The following is a 22,468-nucleotide window of genomic DNA, read 5'->3' on the forward strand; positions in this document are numbered from 1 at the left end:
CCCATACGAAGTTCTTTACCGAATGCCGGCCACGGATTTCATCAATGAAAAGTATGTACGGGAAAGAGTGCAAATATGGATAGACCCAAATACGATTTTATCGATCGTTCTCTCAATTATGAAAACGCGAGTAAATGGAAGCTAGCGAGAGAATGTGCTTTAGCGTATAAAAAGCCGTTTTGTCTACGCTGAATGGACAATTTGGGGTGGAGGAAAAACCTAATCGCTGAAAACAGCGAAAAGCGCCCGAATTTGGGGATTCGGACGCTTGTTTACATAATACCTATTTTCGGACACAAACTTTGAAGATTACTAATACAAACGGACTAGCTGAAATTTATGTTCACTAAATATTTCTTCGAGATTTTTCCCATCAATTTGAACTTTCTCTAAGAGTTCGTTTGGACTGTCGAAACAAACGTCATCCTCATAAAATTTGCAAAAACAAAAGCCATTTGGTGTATTTGTTATTGAATACAAACTGTTCTCGTATTTAAACTCTACTTCTCTACCTTGTAATATGTCTTGCTTAAATATAGGGAAAGTATAATCCATGGTAATCTCCTCCAATCATAATTAAGAATAGTTTACAAAAAACCACCCGATAATGGGTGGTTTTTTATATTAATACCATTTACCTCTGGATGGAGGACCGACAGGAGGCCAATACCAGTCATGTCTATGTGGTACCTTAGGATGCTGTTTTGGATTTCCATGATCGTTATAGTCAATATCCAGTTCAACTTTACCGTTTTGGTCGTAATATCTACGTTGCACTAGTTCCCCATCATCAACACGGTCTTTAGAAGACCAAGGAGGAGCATCTTTTACTGGTAAGGGTGCGTCTTCAACTACTTCATGAACAGGAGCTGGGGTCCCTTCATCTTTTGCTTTTTCATAAGCCAAAATTATCGGCAAAATCGAAGCATGGGTTTGCGGAATCATTGTTACTAGCATTACCAGTGTGAAAAACAAAGCAGCAAACATTTTTTTCATTTAATGAAACTCTCCTTTCTCTAGTAAATAAGGTATATATTACCATTTATATTTATGTAAATTAATAGGTCAAAATTACTATTTTACATATTATTACAAAATAGAAAAAATATCAAAAATCTTACGAATTCAGGGATTCGGACGCTTGTTTATATAAAACTTATCAGGACCCGAGTAGACCGGCTTTATTATTGCTTTAAGGGAAAAGTTACCTAAAACAATTGACAGGAGATGGGGTAGTACCAGCATCCGGGGACTCATTTATGTTTGTATTTGTATTCTTTGGGTTTAATCGTTGAATGTAAAGTTACTATTTTTCCGTTTTTTTCAGTATAAAAGTATTTTACATCGGGTTCGTCAGCAAAAATAACTTCTACACTAAAGAGCGGAAGCTTCCCAAAAACGCTATTTACACTAACTATTGTTTTCTCATCAATATCTTTCTCGGTAATGAGATGTTGGCGTACCTGATTCTCTAAGCTTAACAAAGTTCCTTGAACATATATAACTGGAACAGAGATAAGGATTAAGCCTAGGAAAACTATAATCATTATTTTTTTGTTCATTTTCGTTATCCCCCCAAAAAGTGGTTGTAAAACGATGCTTTTTTTCCGTAAAGAGCGAAAGCGATAGCATGGTATAATAAGGTGAATTTTCCTATTGTTCATAGCCTCCGAAATCGCCTGGTAGGTATGGAAAATCAATCGTTACATAAGAATGTTAACCGCGCATAAACAGACGGTTATAAATTCCAAGGATAAATATAATCAAAGGAGACCTTATGGAAGCGAGATTACGGAAACTCATCTTTATAGGAACCATTCTATATACTATTTTAATATTATTTTTTATGTTCTTTGCGTTTAACAGACTTGACGGTGCAACTAGTGTAGATAGTTACACCTTTATCCTTGTCCCAGAAGGAGTACCACTTACATTTCCAGAACTAAATTATTCATGGATTGTTGATTTCGGAAACGTTGCTGCTTTTATCCCTTTTGGACTACTATTTCCCCTGTTGTATCGTGTAAGATTTGGGAAGTTCATATCCTTGTTTGTCTTAGCGATTTTCGTTCTAGAAACAGTTCAGGCCCTAACCTATCTAGGTAGCTTTGATGTAAATGATGTGATATCCAATACAATAGGTGCAGCGATTGGTTATGTTGCCTATCGAGTTGGATTTTCTTCAAACCTTTCTTATAAAAAGCTCATGGCTTCGGCTCTAACCATTGTTGTACTTGTATTTGGAGTCATGGTTGTCTCTGAAATCCTCAAAAAAAGAGAAGGCCCCGTTCAATCATTAACGGTTATGAAAGAAATGACAGGAACTACACCTATGACTGAGAATCTCCCAAGCTTTTCGATAGCAGGTGAGCGAATAGAGCCGAAAATGAACGTGTATAGCAGTGAAGCGGAATCAACCAAAACATACCACTATATTCTGGGGAACCAAAAAAATGTCTGGCTTTCTTTCTATTTCGGCATTCCCGACAATGGAGACTCAAAGGGTGAAGCCAAGATCATCGTAGATGGACAAGAACTACCTCAGTTAAACGAACAATCCTATCAAGGGGCAGAGGCTTTAAGGGAGATGCCTTTTAACGAGGTAAACGAAATTACCATTATCGTTTCCGGAAACGCTAAGCTGTGGGATGTTGGAATCCGTGGAATGCAACATTGGTGGGAGTGAGTAAAATAAACGAAACGAGCCCTAGAAAGCGATTCTAGCGGCTCGTTTTTCTTTACCTATTGTGTTGTCTAAACTCTCTTATTTACCTTGATTCGCTTCTTTCTGATAAGCTACCGCGATTTTCGCAGCTACTTCAGCATTGTGTTTCACCAGCGCGATGTTTGTTGCCAAGCTCTTGCCTTCTGTCAGCTTTTTCACTTTATCGAGCATGAATGGCGTTACCTGTTTACCTGCAATGTTGTTTTCTTTAGCTTCTGCGAGTGCTTTTTGGATCACAGTCTCGATTTCCTCGTGGTTGAGTGCATCAGATTCTGGTACTGGATTCGCGATAATCATACCGCCTTTGAGTCCCAGATCCCATTTGGTGTTCATCATCTTACCGACTTCTTCTGGTGTATCGATACGCATGTCTACGCCAAATCCGCTTTCGCGAGCGAAGAAGGATGGGAATTCATCCGTGCGGTAGCCCACAACTGGTACACCTTGTGTTTCCAAATATTCGAGAGTGCGGCCGATATCAAGGATCGATTTTGCGCCTGCGCATACTACAGCTACATCTGTTTGCGCCAACTCAGTCAGGTCAGCAGATACGTCCCAAGTGATTTCGCCTTCACGGTGTACCCCGCCGATTCCGCCAGTTGCAAACATGTGGATGCCAGCCATCTCAGCTGCGATCATGGTAGCGGCTACTGTAGTCGCACCAATTTTACCGCTAGCCAAAATGTAAGCGAAGTCGCGGCGGCTTACTTTTGCTACATTTTTGTTCGTCGCAAACTCTTCCAGCTCGCTGTCCGTCAACCCGATTTTGATCTTGCCGTCCATGATCCCGATCGTAGCTGGTACGGCACCGTTGTCGCGAATGATTTGTTCTACTTCTTTTGCCATTTCAATATTTTGCGGATATGGCATACCATGCGAAATAATCGTCGTCTCCAGCGCAACTACCGGCAGATTGTTCTCCAATGCGTGGCGTACTTCCTCAGTAAAGGTCAAATATTGTTTCATCTCTTATCGCTCCTTTTCGAATTGTTCTACGGCCAGTTCCAATTGTTCTGCTTTTAATAGAGGAGATACGGACTGATCTGTTTGCAATGTCAGAGCGGATGCTGCCAATCCAAGGCGGCACGCGCTCTGGAAAGACTCTCCGTTTACAATGCCATACAAGAGTCCCGACGCGAACGCATCTCCCGCACCCGTTACATCTACTACTTCCGTTGGGTATGGAAGCATATGCTCCTCCACGTCCTCGGATTGATAGTAAATGCCTTCTTCGCCCAAGGTCACAATGACGTGCTTGACGCCTCGTTCCCTGATCTTGCGGCAAGCCTCGGCGCATTCTTCGATCGTCGTGATCTTCATGCCAGCCATCAGCTCGGCTTCTTCGCGATTCGGCAAAATCGCTTCTACTCCGTCCAATTGCTGTGGGAGCTTCTTAGCTTTAATGGAAGAGACCGGGTCAACGAAGAGCAGGATATTTTCCTCCCGGCAACGTTCGATGATGTAGGCCAAGCAGTCCGCCGGAATGTTTGTATCAATGAAAACCACGTGGGCTGCTGCAATGTGCGACCATTTTTCCGCGAACATCTCTGGTGTAAGAGCATCGTAAATATCCATGTTCGCCAAGGAAACAACCATCTCGCCATCAATATCGAGTAGCGCGGTATACGTTCCTGTCCGCTGTGTAGGCAGTCGCCACACTTGGCTGATGTGCACCCCGTGCTTTTTCGTCTCCTGCAAGAGCCATTCGCCTTCTTTGTCCTCACCAATGCTGGTGATGAGGGACGTATTGCAGCCAAGACGACCGAGGTTCTCCGCGATATTCCGCGCCACCCCTCCACACGATTCCATAATCGTAACGGGATTGGATGAGTGTAGACGCACCTGTTGCTTGCCGCGTGCTTTGCGGTCCAGGTTGGCCCCACCGATACAGGCAATCATTCCTTCATCACGAAGTACATAAGCCCGTCCTTTAATTTCCCCGCGTTTGGTCAACTGTGCGATGTAGCCAGCTACCGCTGAACGTGAGATGCCTATTAGATCAGCCAGCTCTTGTTGCGTGATAAAAGGATTTTGCCGGATATGATGAAGGATCTGCATGTCTTTTTCCACGGTCATCCTCCTTTCTTCTATTACGCTTTCACAGCTCTTTTACAAACAAAAGTTTATCACCAAGACAATTGTTTGTACAGGCGTATTTTTCATTTTTTTATCTCAATTTGACAAACATGAATACGATCATGTAGGATTATCTTAAATTAGAGATATCTAAATTTCGATGAATAGGAGGGTCCATATGTCTGACAAACCACTGCGAAATGATCCCCTCGATCTTTTTGTCGTTTTATCAAGGTCATACAACTGGGTTACCGCTCACTCCAATCGTCACATTCGCGAGCATGGACTAAATCCAACTGAATTCGGCGTACTAGAGGTATTATTTCATAAAGGTCCTCAACCATTGCAGCAAATTGGCGAAAAAATATTGATCTCCAGCGGAAACATTACCTACGTTGTAGATAAGCTAGAAAAGAAGCAACTGCTTATTCGCAAGCCCTGTTCGGCAGACCGCCGCGTCATTTATGCGGAGCTCACGGAAAAAGGGCACCAATTTTTGTCCGAAATCTTCCCTCCTCATCAACTCGCAATTGAGAAAGCGATGGAAGGTCTCACACCAGAAGAACAGCGACAAGCAATCGAACTGCTAAAAAAGTTGGGACGCACTGCTCAAGCTACTTATTAGATGAGCAGTTCCCTCTCTTCACCACAATCGTTTTAAAAAAGTGTTGACAAAAGATCTTAAACGTAATAATCTTAAAATCAAGATTTACACATTAAAAGTTAGTCACTTACCAAACGGAAGGGGAATGAAATTTCCATGAGTAAAGTACTTTTTATTAAAGCAAACGATCGCCCAGTTGAGCAGGCTACAAGTGTAAAGCTGTACGAAGCTTTCACGAAAGCATACAAAGAAACACATCCAAATGACGAAATCGTTGAGTTGGATCTGTTTGCTGAAAACCTCCCTTATTACGGTAACGATATGCTGACCGCTATGTGGAAAGCAGGAAACGGCATCGAGCTGTCTGCTGATGAGCAAAAACGCGCTGACTTGGTTAACAAATACCTGAACCAGTTTACAGCAGCAGACAAAGTCGTATTTGCTTTCCCAATGTGGAACTTCACCGTTCCTGCTGTTCTGCACTCGTACATGGATTACCTCTCCCAAGCAGGTAAAACATTCAAGTACACAGCTGAAGGTCCAGTTGGTCTGATGGGCGACAAGAAAGTAGCTCTGTTGAGCGCACGCGGTGGCGTTTATTCCGAAGGACCTATGGCACAGATGGAAATGGCAAACAAATACGTTCGCACGCTCCTCGGCTTCTGGGGCGTTAGCAATGTAACCGAAGTAATCGTAGAAGGTCACAACCAATTCCAAGACAAAGCAGCTGAGCTCGTTGCAGCTGGTGTAGAAAAAGCAGTAAAACTGGCGGAATCCTTCTAAGGCCCGCCAGCCTTTTTGGACAAATATCTCAAAATAAAGATATACTAATTAAAAACAATTAAGGAGAGATGAAAAGTGTTGGATACTGGATTGTTGTTGATTCGTTTGGTCATCGGTTTGACGTTTGCAGGTCATGGTACGCAGAAGTTGTTTGGTTGGTTTGGCGGTTATGGGTTGAAAGGAACAGGCGGCTGGCTGGAGTCCATCGGAGTGAAACCTGGCGTAGCGATGGCCTTTGTCGCTGGATTATCTGAGCTCGTTGGTGGTCTGATGTTTGCGGCAGGCGTAGGTATCTGGCCAAGTGCTATTTTGCTCGCTTTCACCATGCTGGTTGCCATTCTAAAGGTACACGGTCAAAATGGATATTGGGTCACACAAAACGGATTCGAATACAACCTGACGTTAATGGCAGTTGTTATTGGTGTAGCGTTGATCGGTCCAGGGGCATACATTTTGTTTTAATGGTAGCTCCTCACAACCCGTAAGCCAGCAATCGTACTAAGGGAGGAACATCAGATGGAAATCCGCGTCTTCACACAAAACGAGCAAGCAAAAGGACATTTTGGCGATGGTGAAATCGTAGAGAACAAACCAATTGGCTTCCCTCATGAAGGCTCCGTTGTCAAACGGGTAGGACCACTTTTTTACTGGGCATGGGCAAAATCACTGAAGACATTTGAAATTCCGCTGCACCCTCACTCCGGCTTCGAAATTTTGTCGTATGTCCTCACAGGGACAGTCGGGCATCGGGACACGCTCGGAAACCTTCAAGAAGTGTCGACAGGCGGCGCGCAGATCATGCAAACCGGTTCAGGCGCGTACCATGCAGAAGAGCTTGGCAAGGATACGGAAATGTTTCAAATCTGGTTTGAACCGCATCTCGCTCAAACGACGAAGCAACCGCCGACCTACCATCAGTATGATCATGAGGAGTTTCCGTCTGAGGATGTAGATGGTGTGCAAGTGAAACACATCATCGGATCGTCTGCTCCCATTCAGTTGGTCACGGATTCCTTGATGAGCGATATCACGATTCCCGCTGGAAAATCGTATGCACAAGAACTCCCGGCTGGTTATGCTCACGCAGTCGTCATAGTGGAAGGAAACGGAAGCGTTGCAGAGAAAGCAACTGTCAGCGAGAATCACACCCCAGCAACCAAAGGTGACTTTGTCGTTCTCTCCTCCGAGGACAGCAGCACAGCCATCTACACAGCATCAACGGATGCTCCGCTCCGCCTGGTGTTGATTCAAGTACCAACTGAGGTTGATTATCCACTCTATCGTAAATAATCTACTCTTCCAAAGGCCCTTATCCTATCATCAAGCACGGCCGTCACATTTTTGTGACGGTCTTTTTCGTATAAACTCCGCCTCCTCATGGGACATTAACGAGGGAATCGTTAACAATTTTTGGTGCCGATCAGAAAGGAAGTTGAACGTGGAAGATATCGTGATGACCAGAGCCATATTCGGGACGACTATGGCCTTTCACATTATTTTTGCGACCATGGGTGTTGGCCTCCCGCTCATGATCTTGCTGGTGGAGCTTCTCTTTTGGCGGACGCGTGACCGCGATTACGAGATAATGGCCAAACGCTGGACAAAAGCCCAGGCGATCTTGTTAGGTGTCGCGATCCCCTCCGGAACGATTGCTGGTGTCCAGCTTTCCCTGCTATGGCCTGGGTTCATGGAGATTGTCGGCAAGGTGATTTCGCTGCCTTTTCAGATCGAAATATTCGCTTTCTTCGTGGAAGCCTTATTTATGTCGATCTACGTCTACGCGGCTCACCGCCTATCCCGCAACATGCGTTTGTTGAGCTTATTCATGGTTTTGCTTGGTGCGACAGCCTCCGCGATCCTGATTACGAATATCCACGCCTTTGAAGGCACGCCAACCGGCTTTCGGATGGTCGATGGGCAGGTCGTCGACGTGGACCCGTGGAAAGCTTTTTTCAATCCCAGCTTTTTCGTGACGGCAGGTCATGTAACTGTCTCTGCTTATATGACAGGGGCATTCATCGTCGCTGGAGTAGCAGCGTGGAAAATGCTGCGCGCCCAAAAAGGCAGTCGGGTTTATTTGTATCATCAAAAAGCACTCTTGGCCGGCTTGATTGTGGGTGGCACCTTTTCCCTTTTAACCGCCTTGAACGGTCATGAATCCGCACAGCTTTTGCATAAATACCAGCCGGAAAAGCTGGCGGCCGCAGAAGGACTGTTTGAAACACAAGCATATGCCCCACTGGCGATTGGCGGCTTTACTGATCCTGAGACGAAAGAAGTCAAATACGCCATCGAGATTCCATGGGCGCTCAGCTTCCTTGCAGCCAACCGCTTTGACGAGGTCGTGGTTGGTCTGGACGATTTTCCACAGGAGCTATGGCCTCCCCTCTACATCCATACGCTGTTTAACGGGATGGTCATCATCGGTAGCTTGTTGATCTTTGTAGGTTTCATCGGCTTCGCTTGGAAGAAGCTCCTAAAGCGCTCTCAGTTTCCCCGTTGGGTTCTCTGGGTCTTTGTCGCGAGTGGACCGCTCGCCTTGTTCGGCATCGAATTCGGCTGGATTTTTGCCTGCACAGGCCGCCAGCCATGGGTAGTTTATCGTGTGATGAAAACAGTAGACGCCGCTACCCAAGCAGCAGGCATCTCTACCCTTTTTTGGATTTTCCTCTCGGTGTACGTATTTTTCGCGATTGTCACCCTGCTCGTATTCCGTAGCTATTTTGGCCGCCATCCCTTGGAGCTCGATCCGCCAGAACAGCCGAAAGTGGACGGAGGAACGGCATGACCGACACGATTATTGCTATTACGCTGCTCTGGATTTTCGTCGTCATCTATTCCGTCGCAGCCTCCTTCGACTTCGGTGCTGGTTTTTGGTCGATGATCTATTTGAATCGGGAAAAAAACAAAGCCACCCAAATCGCCAATCGCTACCTCTCGCCCTCCTGGGAGGTCGTGAATGTCTTTATCGTGTTAATTGTGGTCGCACTCGTTACCTTTTTCCCTGGTGCGACCTACACATTGGGGAGTCTGCTGCTGGTTCCCGGATGTCTCGTGGTGTTATTGATGCTGATTCGCAGTACGTTCATGGTGTTTTCTCATCTGATTTTCAAGTATGACAAGATGCTCAGCATCGTCTCAGGCATTACCGGGATATTGGTGCCAGCTCTGTTAATCAGCGTGCTCCCTGTGACACAAGGCGGGTTGTCTCGAACGATCAATGGTGTGGAGTATCTCGATTGGGGACTCTTTTTGACCAGCCCGCACGTCTATTCTTATATTGGTCTTGCCGTCAGCAGCACACTCTACCTCTCTTCGCTGCTTCTCGCAGACTACTCCTTCGTCGCAGGTGAAATGCAAGCCTTCACCGTCTACCGTCGGGATGCAGTGCTTCTGGGGCCGCTTACGTTGCTTGCGGCATTGGTTACCGTGCTCACGATGCAACTGGAGGCAAAATGGCTATATGACCGCATTCTCGACTATTTGCCGTGGCTCATTGCATCGGCGGTCTGTTTTTTCATTAGTTATATCACTCTCTTGCTACCCCAAGATCGTCGATACTTGGGCATCCATCTTCCGCGGATTGCGGTTATTGTTGCCACGACGCAATACCTGCTCGCCAGCTATGCGTACGGTGCGGCGCGCCTCCCCTATATCGTCTATCCCACTGTGACGATTGAGTCCAGCTTTACACATCCGGATACGTTCCACGCTCTGTTCATTTGTTATTTGGTCGGCTTTGCGATTCTCGTACCCGGTTTTATTTATTTCTGGCGTCTGTTCATGAGGGACGAGCAGTATGTACGGCAAAAATAGCATTTTCGCGTTACGCAAAAGGAAAGAGGCTTCGCCCTGATACGGCGGAGCCTCTTTTTTCGGTCAAAAACACGATCAGAAGATTTTCTCTTCCTCCAGCATCATTTTTTGCTCAAACGGCGCCGTTAGCACAATCAATGTATAGGAGAAGCCGAAATCTCCGGTGCGTTCCGAAAAGGCAACCAATTCCTCCGTCGACCTTGTTACCACTTTCAGCATGTAGTTATACTCCCCACTAATCCGGTACATGTCCGTCACTTCCGGTGATTGCTTGCAGAAATCGATGAACGCCGCACATTGCTTGGTGCGGAACATGACAAAAGCAGTCGTGTGCTTACCGAGTTTTTCCTGAGAGATCGATGCGTGGTAGCCCGTAATGATTCCCTGCTCCTCCAGACGACGAACCCGCTCCTTCACGGCAGGCTGCGTCATCCCGATGATTCTCCCAAGCTCCGCGAATGGTATCCGGGAATTTTCGTGCAACAAGCTCATGATTTTGTAATCAATTTGGTCCACGCAGATCATCCTTTCAAATCCATAAGTGTTTCCTACAAAATAACTTGTATATAGAAATCCATCCATTGAAAACACCTTTGTTCATGTATGTAAATTATAGAAATCGTTTTGTAAAATGTCACTACATCAATTTTGTTAGCCCGAGGAGTGAACCACCTTGCCTAAAAAATTTTTAATCCTATTGCTGGCATTGGGAGAATTCATGATTGGCACTGCCGAGTCAATCGTGACCGGAATCATCGGCATGATCGCCGATGACACTCATGTCTCCCTCTCCCTCGCTGGTCAGTTAGTGACTGCCTTTTCCCTTGCCTTTGCCTTTGGGGCTCCGGTCTTGATCGCGCTCACCGCGGGAGTAGAGCGCAAAAAACTCATCCTTTGGACACTGTTTTCTTTCATAGTGGCAAACCTGCTCGCATCCATAAGCCCAAGCTTCTCCCTATTGATGGTATCCCGCATTCTGCTGGGGCTTTGCGGAGGTATCTACACCGTGGTAGCTCTCGCGCAAGCTGCTAACATGGCCTCCCCAGAGAAAAAAGGCAGCTCCATCGCGATCATCCTCATGGGCTTCAGCCTATCGCTCGTGCTTGGTGTTCCAATTGGCACCATGCTGGGAGACATCTGGGGATGGCGTCCTGTTTTCGCGCTCATTGCCGTCCTGACACTCGTTCCCTTCTTCGCCATCTTGGCCTATTTGCCGAAGCAGCAGGGGGAAGAAGCCGTCCCGCTACGCAAGCAGTTGGCCGCACTCGGCAACAAACGGGTGATTCATGCGCTCTTTATCTCTTTGTTCTTTGTCACAGGGTATTCTACCGTCTATACCTACATCACTCCGCTTCTACAGAGCACTTCCGCCATGACGACTGCTTGGGTAAGCACCACGCTTTTCTTGGCAGGCCTCGCTAGTGTGGCCGGCTCGCGGATCGGAGGCGTCTCCACCGACAAATGGGGGATTCGCCCTACGCTGTATGTCAGCTTGCTTTTCCATGCGGCTATCCTGCTGATCCTGCCGCTGTCTTCGCAACTGTTCACGTGGGCAATCATCACCGTTATGTTCTGGATCGCTGCCGTGCAAACCACCGTTCCAGCCCAGCAGTATTATTTGATCACGCTGTCCCCTCACTCTTCGCAGGTGGCCCTCAGCATGAATACCTCGGTTTTTCAGCTTGGACTGGCGCTGGGTGCAGGACTTGGTGGAGTGATCGTAGACCATGTAGGTATTGTTCACATCAGCTGGGTCGGCGGTCTGCTCGTCCTCGTCGGCTTTGGCTTTGCATGGGCTTCGTTTGCTACGGAAAAAAGGCAGGCAAGCTTGCAAGCGTAAAACGTAAACTTTGCACTGGAGACGAGAAAAACCCGCCAAGGCTTTAACGCCCGAGCGGGTTTGCTTTTTTTCATTATTCCATCGACTAAACCAACGCTAGTTTTTTCTCCAACATGGTGCCTTCCTGCGCGTAACGTACGTGCCAGGAGAATGCCTTTTCCAGTACATGGGGGGTGTGTCCGCCGCGTGTGAGTGCTTCCTCGTAGTACGCCATCAATTGATCGCGGTACATCGGATGCGCACAGTTCTCGATAATTTTGATGGCTCTCTGACGCGGAGCCAAGCCCCTCAGGTCAGCCAAGCCTTGCTCAGTGACGATAATATCTACATCGTGCTCGGTATGATCCACATGGGAGGCAAACGGAACGATGCTCGAAATGTTTCCACCTTTGGCAATTGACTTGGTTACGAAGATGCCCAGACGTGCGTTGCGAGCAAAATCACCAGAACCGCCAATACCGTTCATCATTCTCGTACCCGATACATTGGTCGAGTTGACGTTGCCGTAGATGTCCGCTTCAATCGCGGTATTGATCGCAATCAAACCGAGGCGGCGAATCAGCTCCGGATGGTTCGTGATTTCTTGCGGACGCAACAGCAGCTTGTCACGGTACTGGGCGAAATTTTCGGTGACATGCTTCATCTTTTCGGCCGTCAGCGTGATCGAACAGCCTGAGGCAAACGAAATTTTCCCTGCATCAAGCAAATCAAACACCGCATCCTGCAACACTTCCGAGAAGACCGTCAGATCCGTGAATTCCGAATCCAAAAATCCGTTGAAAACCGCATTCGCTACCGATCCGATTCCCGATTGCAATGGCGCGAGATTGTTCGGCAAGCGTCCCGCTTTTACCTCCTGACGCAAAAACTCGATCAGATGTGCCGCAATCTGCGCCGTTTCTTCGTCCGGCTCCACAATCGTCGAAGGAGAATCCAACTGATTCGTCAGGACAATCCCTTTTACTTTATCCGGATCGACGGGAATCCCTGCTGTGCCCATCCGTTGATCCACAGACGTGAGCGGAATCGGTTCACGCTCTCCTTGTTTCGCTGGTGTATAAATATCATGGATGCCTTCCAACTCCACCGATTGAGCCATATTCAACTCAATGATGACATGCTTGGCATTTTCCACGAAAATATTGGAGTTCCCCACGGACGTAGCCGGAATGATCATACCCTCTTCTGTAATTGCAACCGCTTCCACAATTGCGAAATCGATAGCGTCTATCGCTCCCTGGCGAATCGCTTCCGCTGTATGCGATAGATGCTGGTCAACGAACATCATGCTGCCATCGTTGATTTTTTTGCGCATGACCGGATCTGCTTGAAAAGGCAATCGCTTGTTGATGATCCCCGCTTCCGCCATCACGGCATCCACATCAGAGCCAAGTGAAGCTCCTGTATATACGTTTACGCCAAAAGGCTTGTTCTCTTTTTTCGCCAACTCAGCCAATGCGAGCGGCACGACCTTGGCATCACCAGCACGCGTGAAACCACTTAACCCGATCGTCATGCCATCCTCAATCCATCCTGCTGCTACCTCAGCCGTCACGATTTTATCTGCCAGTCGTTTATCGCGTAAGCGTTCCCACATCATTGTGACCTCCCATGCCATCTTTGTTGCCTTTTACACTAGCACATGACTTCTGAGCGGGCACTCGATTTTCAACAAAACAGAATAATTATGCGGCTATCAAGAAAAAACGCCAGCGAACCATTCTCATTTGTCAGACATTTCAGAAGCCTAGCATTTGCCGAAACGAGCTGGCGTACGACTGGCTCACGGGAACTCTCGTCTTTTGCTTATCCTTCATCTCCAATAAAAACGTCGAATGGAAATGAGGGTGAATAAAGCCGATCGATTCCATATTCACGAAATACGACCGATGACAGCGCACAAATCGATCTTGCGGGAGCAAGTACTCGAGTTCAGCCATGTTGTATTTGTTCATATATGATCCACTAGCCGTATGCAAAAGCGTTTTTCCTTCATGAGAGCTGATATAGACGATCTCTGTTAACGGAATGGGCAGCCATCCATCCTCCCCTTTTCCGACCAAAAACGATAGACGCGACCCCGGATTTGTGAGCGGAACGTTTTGAGGCGGATAGATGGCGGTAATACAGCCCATGACCTGACCATTTCTCACTAATGGAAGCGAGAGTCCGTAGTATGGCACGCCAAAAATACGACTCTCCACCTGATGCCCCACTTTTCCCATTTCCATGAGCGCTTGATGTGTAGCCGAGCCTATGGGAACGAGATCCCCTGGCGTAATTTTCAAATCAATATTGGAACTCGGTTGATAGTACAAGTATTGTGAGCCGTCCGAGATCGCAATCGATACCCCGTCTGGCACGACTTCTCCAATCATTTGCAGCACCTCTGGAACCAATCTGTCCTCCATGCTGATTCCTCCTGCTCCTTTTCTAGCTTGTCTAGCTTTTCTACTTCTATTAAACCACATTTCCACGCCCGCAAATCAATCCTTGTCTTTCCTCTCTATACAAGCGAATCCATCCGATGACACCCAGGCATTGTGCTATCATGAGATTACAAAACATTCACGATTGTTTGAGCAAAGGCGGTGCAGCATGGACCACACCATTGTCTTGATTGCAAAAGGAACGGACACTCTCGGATTTTTGTTGAAAGAACTGCGGGCTTATTTCGAGCCGTATTGCAAAGTTATCGGTTATGCCAGCCATGAGCACATTCCCGATTTGAGAGGAGTCGATCATGTCTTTATCACAACCAAATCCCCGGAGCTGTACACAATTGCCCGTCAAGCTGTCGCTGACTCCGTACCCATCACGGTTTTAAACCGTTTTTTCGAGCTACGCAAAATGAAAGCGCTCATGCAGATCCCCCCGGGGACGACCGTCCCAGTCATGAACAATTCGCCAGTTTCCGCACAAGAGGTCATCCAAAATCTATTAGAGGCGAACGTCGATCATTTGAAGTACGTTCCCTTTCACCCTGGCTGTACATTTGATGATCTCGAATTTCAATACGCCATCATTATGAGCGTTCCTGACGTACCTCTTCCTCCTCACGTGGAGGTAATCGATCTTGGTTTTCGCAAAATCAGCATTCATGACCTGATTGATACTGGTCGCAAAGTAGGCGTGCCCAGTGAATGGGAGCGCGAGTACTTGTCTGCCTTCATTGTAGAAATGTCTGAGCTCGCGAAAATGCTCGGCACCTCCTACGCAGAAGTACAGAAACTCAACAGCCAGCTACAATCTACCTTTCAGGCAGTCAAAGACCCCGTGATCGCTTGCAACGAACAAGGTTTCATCACGTTTATAAACGACGTCGCCGTTGAACTATTTTGTCCACAGGTATCCTCTATTGTTGGACAACCGTACACGGTGTTGAAGGAGCACAGCTTGCTGCGGCCCTTTTTTGAGCAAGAAGATCAGGAGGACGCCCTCGTATCCATTGATCACAAACAATTTATCGTCAGCAGTCAAAGCATCCGCCGCAGTCATGAGCATTTAGGCTTCGTTTGTACGCTAAAAGACGTAACCGAAATCCAACGCTTGCGAACCACGCTTACGTTGCGCGGTCATACAGCCACCTACTCCTTTTCCGATATAAAAGGACAAAGCCAACCGCTGCTCCAAGTCATCGAGCTAGGGAAAAAGATGGCAAAAAATAATCAAACGATCCTGCTTACAGGCGAAAACGGAACGGGAAAAGAGCTGTTCGCCCATGCCATTCATCAGCACTCGCTACGCAAAAACGGACCCTTTGTCGCCATCAACTGTGCCTCCTTGCCGGAAAACCTACTAGAGAGCGAGCTGTTCGGCTACGAAGACGGTGCCTTTACAGGAGCACGAAAAGGCGGAAAGCCCGGCCTATTTGAGCAAGCGGACGGTGGAACGATTTTCCTCGATGAGGTGGGCGACATCTCTGGAGCCATTCAGGTCAAGCTGCTTCGCGTGCTGCAAGAAAAGCAGGTCATCCGCGTAGGCGGTACGGGCATTCTTTCTGTGGATTGTCGCATCATCGCTGCTACCAATCGAGATTTAGAAGACGCTGTTTCCCAAGGAAGCTTTCGCGAGGACCTGTTCTATCGTTTGGCTGTCCTGCCGATCCAGATTCCCGCCTTGCGCGAGCGAATCAGCGATATTCCCCTTCTCATCGATGAGCATCTGGAACAGCAAAGCATTCGTAAAGCATGGTCGCCAGAAGTAATGGAGCTATTCTATCGCCATGACTGGCGGGGCAACATTCGCGAACTGAAAAATATCGTCGACTATGCCATTACGGTAAGCGAGCATCCTGTCATCGGTATTCAGGATCTCCCCAAACGATTGACGGATAGCCTGTTTCAAAAGCAACAGACAGCTACTATCCCCCATTTGGACGACAACCGCGACCTAGATATCTTGTATTGCTTGCATCAATATTACGTATCCAACAAATCAGTCGGGCGTTATCAATTGGCGCACTCCCCTGAGCTACAATCCGTAGGCTGGACAGAGAGCGCACTGCGTCATAGGCTGAAACTATTAGAGCAGCAAGGTTTGGTTCGCTCAGGAACAACCCGACAAGGAACCTCCATCACCCCCGCGGGTATCGAATTGTTGCGAAAACACGGGCGGATTTAGATTCCGCCCAGTGAATAATAGGATGTATTAGGCTGCATAAAACCTAATAAACATTCCTAAAGTTCGTTTTCTTCCCTTACCTTTCCTTTGAAAATCCACTAAAAACGCTTATATTCGGTAAATTTCGACACTTGGCACGACCCTTGCTTGTCATAAACAAAAAAAAGCGAGGTGACCTCATGTCTACACATCCATTGAAACCTGCAAAGAAACGTTTTTCTGTGCCGCATACCTATGCCATCCTCTTTATCATCATCATTTTGGCAGCTCTGGCTTCCTACGTGCTCCCGGCTGGTGAGTTCGATCGCGTCAAGGACGCTGCCTCAGGCAAAACCATCGTCGTCAACGGCAGCTACCATCCTGTAGAAAGTAATCCGGTCTCGTTCTTTGACATGTTCAAAGCGATTCCAGAAGGGATGCAAAAAGGCGCGCAAATCATTTTCTACATCTTTATTGTAAGCGGTGTATTCGGAATCATCCGCCAGACCGGAGCGATTGAAGCCGGGATCAATAAAGGCGTCCGACACTTAGAAGGTCGGGAAAAGCTGCTCATTCCTGCTTCCATGTTCCTCTTCTCCATCGGTGGCTTCACCATGGGAATGGCAGAAGAAAGTATCATCTTCGTTCCAATCGGTATCGCGCTGGCTCGTGCAATGGGCTTCGATGCCGTAACAGGTACGGCCATGATCACCATGGGAGCAGCAGCAGGCTTCATGGGCGGGATGATCAATCCATTTACGGTTGGGGTGGCGCAGTCGCTCGCGCAATTGCCGCTCTTCTCTGGTCTTACCTTCCGTGCTGTTGTGTATGTCTTCGTTCTCGCTTTTGCCATCTGGTACGTCATGCGCTATGCGTATCGTGTCAAAGCAGATCCGACCAAGAGTGTGCTTTATGGCGTAGAGAATCACGCTAGTCAAGAACAGGCAACAGTAGACATCCCAGATTTGAATGCACGCCACAAGCTCGTGTTCTTGGTAATGGTCTGTGGCCTCGCCTTCAACGTATACGGTGTATTCCAGTACGAATGGTTCCTGACAGAGCTTACCGCTTCCTTCCTGATCATGGGCCTAGTTGCTGGTCTCGTCGGAGGTTTGTCGGTCAATACGCTGTTTGATTCCTTCGTCGCTGGTGCGAGAGCCGTTACATTTGGCGCGCTGATCGTCGGTTTTGCCCGCGCGATCACGGTCGTCTTGGAAGATGGAAAAATTATCGATACGATGATTAACAGTCTGACTTCGGCGATTGGTCATTTGCCAGATGCCGTAAACGTCCTTGCTATGTTTGTGATTCAAGCCTTTCTCAATCTCTTTATCTCTTCTGGTAGTGGACAGGCAGCGACAACCATGCCGATCATGGTGCCGATTGCGGACTTGCTCGGCATCCAGCGTCAAATAGCGGTTCTTGCCTTCCAATATGGTGATGCGGTCACCAACTCCATTATCCCGACTTCTTCGGCGTTGATGGGCTATCTGGCAGTTGCAGGCATTCCGTATGAGAAATGGGTCAAATTCATATGGAAGCTCCTTCTCGGCTGGGCAATGATCGCCTCGATCGCGCTCATAGTAGCAGTAGCAATCGGCGTTTCGTAACCAATGAGCTTTTCACCAAACATCACTTATCGACTACTCACGAACAAACCGATGGAGGAACCATGCGCACAACGATCAAACAATTGCAGCCCGCCATTTTTTCTCTATACGAGCACTTACACCAGCATCCAGAGATCAGCTGGGAAGAAGTCCAGACCACCTCATTCATTGCTGATTTCTTGAAAAAACACCATTGCCGCGTCACTACCTTTGACGACGTGACGGGTGTTGTCGGCGAATGGGGCGATCTGACGCCGGGGAAATTGACTGTAGGCGTACGAGCAGACATGGACGCACTCTGGCAAGAAGTAAACGGCGTCTTTACCGCGAACCATTCCTGCGGACACGATGCGCATATGACCATGGCATTAGGCGTCCTGATGGTATTGCAAGCAATGGACGTCCAACTCCCTGGGCGCCTGAAGCTCATTTTTCAACCAGCGGAAGAAAGCGGAAATGGCGCACTTGCGATGGTGAACAAGCAAGTAGTGGACGATATTGATTTTCTGTACGGTGTCCACCTTCGTCCCATTCAGGAAATCCCGCGCGGCACAGCTGCTTCTGCCATCTTGCACGGGGCGGCTGGCACGATATTCGGGCACATCAAGGGCGCCGATGCTCATGGCGCACGGCCTCATCTCGGAGTCAACGCGATCGAGGTAGCCGCAGCGATTGTTGAGCAGTTAAAAGGCATTCACCTCGATCCCCTCGTCCCTTATTCCGTCAAAATGACGCAGCTTTCCGCCGGCAGCAAAAGCAGCAATATCATTCCGGGCTCGGCGCAGTTCCACTTGGACCTGCGGGCACAGACGAATGAAGTCATTCACGCCCTCTTTGCCCGTGTCGAGCACATTTTGCAGCACGTTTCCCGTCTGTATGAAGTTGAGCTGTCTTATGAGATCACCGAACGCGTCTATGCAGCGGAAGTGAACGAAGAAGCGAGACTGATCATGGCGGATGCCATTACCCAAGCCTTGGGGGCAGAGAAGCTCGAACCGCCGATCCAGACACCCGGCGCGGAAGACTTCCACTATTACACAAAAGAACGTCCACAGCTTCGGGCGACCATGCTTGGTTTAGGCTGTGACCTGACACCAGGACTTCATCATCCGCAGATGACTTTTGAAAAAGAAGCACTGCTAGATGGCATCGAGATTTTGGCAAGAACGGTACTGAAAACGTTTGAGGAGAGATGAACATGAAAATCGAACGCGTGGACCTGCAACGAATCAAAATTCCGTTGAATTCCCCTTTTGAGACGAGCATGGGAGTCGAAACCCACAAGGAATGCATTCTGGTGCGTGCGTACAGCGGTGCCCATGTCGGCTTCGGTGAAAGTGTCGCGATGGACGTCCCCGTCTACAACGAGGAAGATGTCGATACGGTCTGGTACATGCTCGAAAAGTATTTGATCCCGCAGCTGTTTTCACGGGAGATCGAGCATCCTGATGATGTATCTCGCCTCTTCTCCTGGATGCGCCGTAACCACATGGCCAAAGCCGCTTTGGAAGGTGCCGTCTGGGATTTGTACGCCAAAATGAACGGCCTCTCCCTCTCCCAAGCATTGGGCGGAACTCGTACGACGATTGACGTCGGTGTGAGTATCGGAATCGAGCCGACCATCGAAAAACTGCTGCAACGCGTAGAAGGCTTCATCCGTGATGGGTACAAAAAGATCAAAGTGAAAATCAAACCGGGCTTTGATGTCGAGCCAATGCGAGCAATCCGCCACACATTTGGACCAGATGTTCCACTGATGGCGGACGCAAACTCTGCGTACACGCTGGCAGACATGGAGATGCTGAAGGCTTTGGATGGCTTCGGTTTGATCATGATTGAACAACCATTGGCCCATGACGACATCATTGATCATGCGACCTTGCAAAGGGAACTACAAACGCCGATCTGCCTCGACGAAAGTATCCATACGGTGGAAGATGCCCGCAAAGCAATCGAGCTCGGCAGTTGCCGGATTATCAACATCAAGATCGGTCGCGTAGGCGGTCTGACCGATGCTAAGAAGATTCATGACCTGTGTGCGACACGCAGCGTACCAGTATGGTGCGGAGGAATGTTGGAGGCAGGGATTGGACGGGCGCACAACATCGCGATGGCCTCGCTAAGCAATTTCACGATTGCCGGTGATACATCCCCTTCGCATCGCTACTTTGCGGAAGATATCGTGACACCTGTCATCGATTTTGCAGCACCTGGTCTGCTGGCTGTACCGGCAACGCCAGGGATCGGGTTTGACATCAATGAGTCTGCCATTCGCAATGCCCTGATCGAGCATAAAAGCTACTATGCGAATCGGGAGTCTACTACAACTGTTATTTCAACCTGGTAGACGACACTCATTCAAAGTAAAAAAGAACAGAGAGTGCCCCTTGGCCTCCCTGTTCTTTTTATTTGTGAGATTTTATTAATCCGTAATCGTCAAAAGCTTGCACAAATTTCGCTCAGCAAGAGCTCTCTTCTCCGGCGGAAACCGCTTTAAGAGATCCAACGCAGCATACGGAAGCTTCAATGCATGAGGATCACTGTAGAGTCTTTCCCAGTATAGCGGTGAGAAAATTTCCTCGAATGCTGGCTCCTTAACCTCATCCTCTAAAGTAAACGGAGGAACATGGCGATTCAAATAGATTTGAAGACGATGGTTTACGATACCAGGCTTCACAATCTCCTCATAACCGAATCGCTCCAGATCTGTTAGCGCATGAGCATGTGTGATGTTATGAACGACCTCGCTCGCTAGATGATAGCGTACCCCGTTAATATCACGCGGCGGTATAACCAAATGTAGCTCGTCAAACGCCCGCTCTGCCATCTCTGCAGTTGTATGGTAAGGCGCAACTTCGTCGTCTTTGACAACATCAATCGTCATGCCATGGTAATTCTCGATGCCCCAATAACGATCTTTCCTGTCTTCTGTCGTCGCTTGAAGAATCTTGACCAGACCGTTCACCACAGTCGGAGTGATCATATCAGGTCGTTCGCGCAGTGCTTTTAATGCCAACACACCGAGTGCTAGTCCATGGCCTGAGGTCCGAAGCTGCTTCACATTTTGCTGGAGGCCATTGAGGACGTTCTCTAACAAGGAGGGGTCAGCTTGCTCGTCTTGATCTAGTGGAACAAACCATTCAGGTTTTTGCTTGCGGAAGGATTCGCATGTCCGCTCAATGCCCTCTTTTACATGTTCAGGGAGATCGTGCTCACGATCCATGAAGTACCCTGCCAATAAAGCTGCCCCATAATGACCGTCGAACCATCCTGCTACAGCTGCACGTGCCATTCCCGTAATGCCAAGCTCCAAGTAAGAATCAAGTAAACGCATGTAACTTCCTCCTTTTTCCATTTATGTAACCATCATATACTATACATTTTTGTTTGTAAAGTATTGTATTTTAGTTTTTTCGTACATGGAAAAAGGCCCCGTATATCCGGAGCCCTTCCTCTGCTCGCTATCTTTTTCCTTGCTTAATCCAGCTTAAATTCTACTTCATCTGTCTTAGGCCGATAATCGACAATCAACCCTCTACCATTCATATACCACAACTCATCTTTTTCCATATAAAATGTGATGCCATCCTCTACTGTCGATATACCGATTTCATTCGGCGACTCTTTGGCAATCCCCATCGAGAATGAATCCTGAACCGTACTAACGCCTCCATACCGGACAAAAAAACGAATGCTGTCTCCTTCTTTGCATCCCCATTCTTCCCGAAACCATGCTACCGCTGCTTTAGTGATCGTCATGTTCATTAGTACGCCACTCCTCTCTTCCTCTTACTCTAGTTTACCTCAATTTAGAGATATTTGAAACATAAATGTATGTTAAATGGAATTGCTCCACTATTTGAAAAAGAACCGATCCCTACACTGGGAAATCGGTTCTTTCCATCTGTTTACGGCTTTATTGAAAGTGTAACCAAAAAACTCGTTCCGATACCTTCCTCACTGCTGACCTGAATTTTTCCGTGGTGCGCATCCACGATCCATTTGGCAATGGAAAGTCCCAAGCCTGTACCTTCTGTCGCTCGAGAGCGCATTTTATCCACCCGGAAAAAGCGGTCAAACAAATACGGAATATCCTCTTTGGAAATCCCGATCCCACTGTCTTTTACGAGAATCGAAACGCGGCCGCCTTCCTTTTTGCAAGAAACATAAATCTGGCCACCTTCGTTCGTGTACTTCAAGGCATTGTCCAGCAAGATGACCATGAGCTGATGCAGACGTTCTTGGTCCCCCACCATCTCAATGGGTTGCTCGATGTCTGTTTCGAGACGAATTTCCCGTACGATAGCAAGTTGTGCAAAAACCTGGGTGCATTTCGTCGCTACTTCATCTAAACGCAGCGTCTGATTCATGATCTGCAACTCGTTCGAATCACTACGAGCCAGTGTGAGCAA

At 47.8% G+C, this 22,468-nt stretch carries 23 protein-coding genes (1 of these 23 cut by a window edge); 12 read left to right on the top strand and 11 right to left on the bottom strand.

Features of this window, described 5'->3' with window-relative positions; translation table 11 throughout:
• Window positions 1-312: 312 nt before the first annotated feature.
• From E8L90_RS21270 to E8L90_RS21280, 3 genes are all read right to left on the bottom strand, one after another.
• Entirely contained in the window at window positions 313-555 is a 243-nt protein-coding gene (locus E8L90_RS21270; protein WP_137031262.1) for a hypothetical protein, read from the bottom strand.
• Window positions 556-624: 69 nt separating this feature from the next.
• The gene (locus E8L90_RS21275; protein ID WP_137031264.1) at window positions 625-996 is read right to left on the bottom strand and encodes a hypothetical protein; all 372 of its coding nucleotides are present in this window, start codon (window positions 994-996) and stop codon (window positions 625-627) included.
• 257 nt (window positions 997-1,253) lie between these two features.
• On the bottom strand, window positions 1,254-1,562 hold the full coding sequence (locus tag E8L90_RS21280) for a DUF3139 domain-containing protein (protein ID WP_137031265.1): 309 nt from the start codon (window positions 1,560-1,562) through the stop codon (window positions 1,254-1,256).
• Window positions 1,563-1,777: 215 nt separating this feature from the next.
• Here E8L90_RS21280 and E8L90_RS21285 point away from each other — a divergent pair, with 215 nt between their 5' ends.
• Window positions 1,778-2,686 carry a VanZ family protein gene (locus E8L90_RS21285; protein WP_137031267.1) on the top strand — a complete coding sequence of 303 codons (909 nt, stop codon included), beginning with the start codon at window positions 1,778-1,780 and terminating at the stop codon, window positions 2,684-2,686.
• 78 nt (window positions 2,687-2,764) lie between these two features.
• Here the strand turns inward: E8L90_RS21285 and E8L90_RS21290 are convergent, their stop codons facing one another.
• Window positions 2,765-3,691 (bottom strand): pseudouridine-5'-phosphate glycosidase, encoded by a 927-nt coding sequence (locus E8L90_RS21290; protein ID WP_137031269.1) that lies wholly within the window; start codon window positions 3,689-3,691, stop codon window positions 2,765-2,767.
• 3 nt (window positions 3,692-3,694) lie between these two features.
• Window positions 3,695-4,795 carry a carbohydrate kinase gene (locus E8L90_RS21295; protein WP_137031271.1) on the bottom strand — a complete coding sequence of 367 codons (1,101 nt, stop codon included), beginning with the start codon at window positions 4,793-4,795 and terminating at the stop codon, window positions 3,695-3,697.
• 184 nt (window positions 4,796-4,979) lie between these two features.
• On the opposite strand from E8L90_RS21295, the gene E8L90_RS21300 reads away from it, so the two are divergent.
• From E8L90_RS21300 to E8L90_RS21325, 6 genes are all read left to right on the top strand, one after another.
• Window positions 4,980-5,426: a MarR family winged helix-turn-helix transcriptional regulator gene (locus E8L90_RS21300; protein WP_017247165.1), complete on the top strand. Its 447-nt coding sequence runs from the start codon at window positions 4,980-4,982 to the stop codon at window positions 5,424-5,426.
• A gap of 135 nt (window positions 5,427-5,561) precedes the next feature.
• Window positions 5,562-6,188: an FMN-dependent NADH-azoreductase gene (locus E8L90_RS21305; RefSeq protein WP_137031273.1), complete on the top strand. Its 627-nt coding sequence runs from the start codon at window positions 5,562-5,564 to the stop codon at window positions 6,186-6,188.
• A gap of 75 nt (window positions 6,189-6,263) precedes the next feature.
• Complete coding sequence (locus E8L90_RS21310) at window positions 6,264-6,650, top strand: DoxX family protein (protein WP_137031275.1); 387 nt, start codon at window positions 6,264-6,266, stop codon at window positions 6,648-6,650.
• A 54-nt stretch (window positions 6,651-6,704) separates the two neighbouring features.
• Entirely contained in the window at window positions 6,705-7,478 is a 774-nt protein-coding gene (locus tag E8L90_RS21315; protein ID WP_137031277.1) for a pirin family protein, read from the top strand.
• Between the two features lie 163 nt (window positions 7,479-7,641).
• Window positions 7,642-8,976, top strand: coding sequence for a cytochrome ubiquinol oxidase subunit I (locus E8L90_RS21320; RefSeq protein ID WP_137033553.1), 1,335 nt, complete (start codon window positions 7,642-7,644; stop codon window positions 8,974-8,976).
• Window positions 8,973-10,004 carry a cytochrome d ubiquinol oxidase subunit II gene (locus E8L90_RS21325; protein ID WP_137031279.1) on the top strand — a complete coding sequence of 344 codons (1,032 nt, stop codon included), beginning with the start codon at window positions 8,973-8,975 and terminating at the stop codon, window positions 10,002-10,004. Before E8L90_RS21320 ends, E8L90_RS21325 begins: the two co-directional genes overlap by 4 nt.
• A 75-nt stretch (window positions 10,005-10,079) precedes the next feature.
• Here E8L90_RS21325 and E8L90_RS21330 read toward each other — a convergent pair whose 3' ends face one another.
• Window positions 10,080-10,520: an Lrp/AsnC family transcriptional regulator gene (locus E8L90_RS21330; protein ID WP_012684114.1), complete on the bottom strand. Its 441-nt coding sequence runs from the start codon at window positions 10,518-10,520 to the stop codon at window positions 10,080-10,082.
• 157 nt (window positions 10,521-10,677) lie between these two features.
• Between E8L90_RS21330 and E8L90_RS21335 the strand changes: the two genes are divergently transcribed.
• The gene (locus E8L90_RS21335; protein WP_137031281.1) at window positions 10,678-11,844 is read left to right on the top strand and encodes an MFS transporter; all 1,167 of its coding nucleotides are present in this window, start codon (window positions 10,678-10,680) and stop codon (window positions 11,842-11,844) included.
• 85 nt (window positions 11,845-11,929) lie between these two features.
• Here the strand turns inward: E8L90_RS21335 and E8L90_RS21340 are convergent, their stop codons facing one another.
• Window positions 11,930-13,441 carry an acetyl-CoA hydrolase/transferase family protein gene (locus E8L90_RS21340; protein WP_137031282.1) on the bottom strand — a complete coding sequence of 504 codons (1,512 nt, stop codon included), beginning with the start codon at window positions 13,439-13,441 and terminating at the stop codon, window positions 11,930-11,932.
• Window positions 13,442-13,583: 142 nt separating this feature from the next.
• Entirely contained in the window at window positions 13,584-14,255 is a 672-nt protein-coding gene (locus E8L90_RS21345) for a LytTR family DNA-binding domain-containing protein (RefSeq protein WP_137031283.1), read from the bottom strand.
• Between the two features lie 187 nt (window positions 14,256-14,442).
• Here E8L90_RS21345 and E8L90_RS21350 point away from each other — a divergent pair, with 187 nt between their 5' ends.
• The 4 genes from E8L90_RS21350 to menC all read left to right on the top strand — a co-directional run bounded on the left by E8L90_RS21350 (window position 14,443) and on the right by menC (window position 20,403).
• A complete protein-coding gene (locus tag E8L90_RS21350; RefSeq protein ID WP_167497614.1) occupies window positions 14,443-16,467 on the top strand; it encodes a sigma-54 interaction domain-containing protein in 2,025 nt (674 codons plus the stop codon).
• Window positions 16,468-16,646: 179 nt separating this feature from the next.
• Entirely contained in the window at window positions 16,647-18,056 is a 1,410-nt protein-coding gene (locus tag E8L90_RS21355; RefSeq protein ID WP_137031285.1) for a YfcC family protein, read from the top strand.
• Window positions 18,057-18,118: 62 nt separating this feature from the next.
• On the top strand, window positions 18,119-19,252 hold the full coding sequence (locus E8L90_RS21360) for a M20 peptidase aminoacylase family protein (protein ID WP_137031286.1): 1,134 nt from the start codon (window positions 18,119-18,121) through the stop codon (window positions 19,250-19,252).
• 2 nt (window positions 19,253-19,254) lie between these two features.
• Complete coding sequence (gene menC, locus E8L90_RS21365; RefSeq protein ID WP_137031287.1) at window positions 19,255-20,403, top strand: o-succinylbenzoate synthase; 1,149 nt, start codon at window positions 19,255-19,257, stop codon at window positions 20,401-20,403.
• 75 nt (window positions 20,404-20,478) lie between these two features.
• Here menC and E8L90_RS21370 read toward each other — a convergent pair whose 3' ends face one another.
• From E8L90_RS21370 to E8L90_RS21380, 3 genes are all read right to left on the bottom strand, one after another.
• Window positions 20,479-21,390 carry a hypothetical protein gene (locus tag E8L90_RS21370; protein WP_137031288.1) on the bottom strand — a complete coding sequence of 304 codons (912 nt, stop codon included), beginning with the start codon at window positions 21,388-21,390 and terminating at the stop codon, window positions 20,479-20,481.
• A 143-nt stretch (window positions 21,391-21,533) separates the two neighbouring features.
• Window positions 21,534-21,821, bottom strand: coding sequence for a HesB/YadR/YfhF family protein (locus E8L90_RS21375; protein WP_137031289.1), 288 nt, complete (start codon window positions 21,819-21,821; stop codon window positions 21,534-21,536).
• 143 nt (window positions 21,822-21,964) lie between these two features.
• Window positions 21,965-22,468 carry the 3' end of a sensor histidine kinase gene (locus E8L90_RS21380; protein WP_137031290.1) on the bottom strand. 792 nt of this gene lie beyond the right edge of the window, so the window shows 504 of its 1,296 coding nt (coding positions 793-1,296); its start codon lies beyond the right edge, outside the window — the gene reads right to left on this strand; its stop codon occupies window positions 21,965-21,967.

Source organism: Brevibacillus antibioticus (assembly GCF_005217615.1).
GTDB classification, from domain to species: Bacteria; Bacillota; Bacilli; order Brevibacillales; family Brevibacillaceae; genus Brevibacillus; species Brevibacillus antibioticus.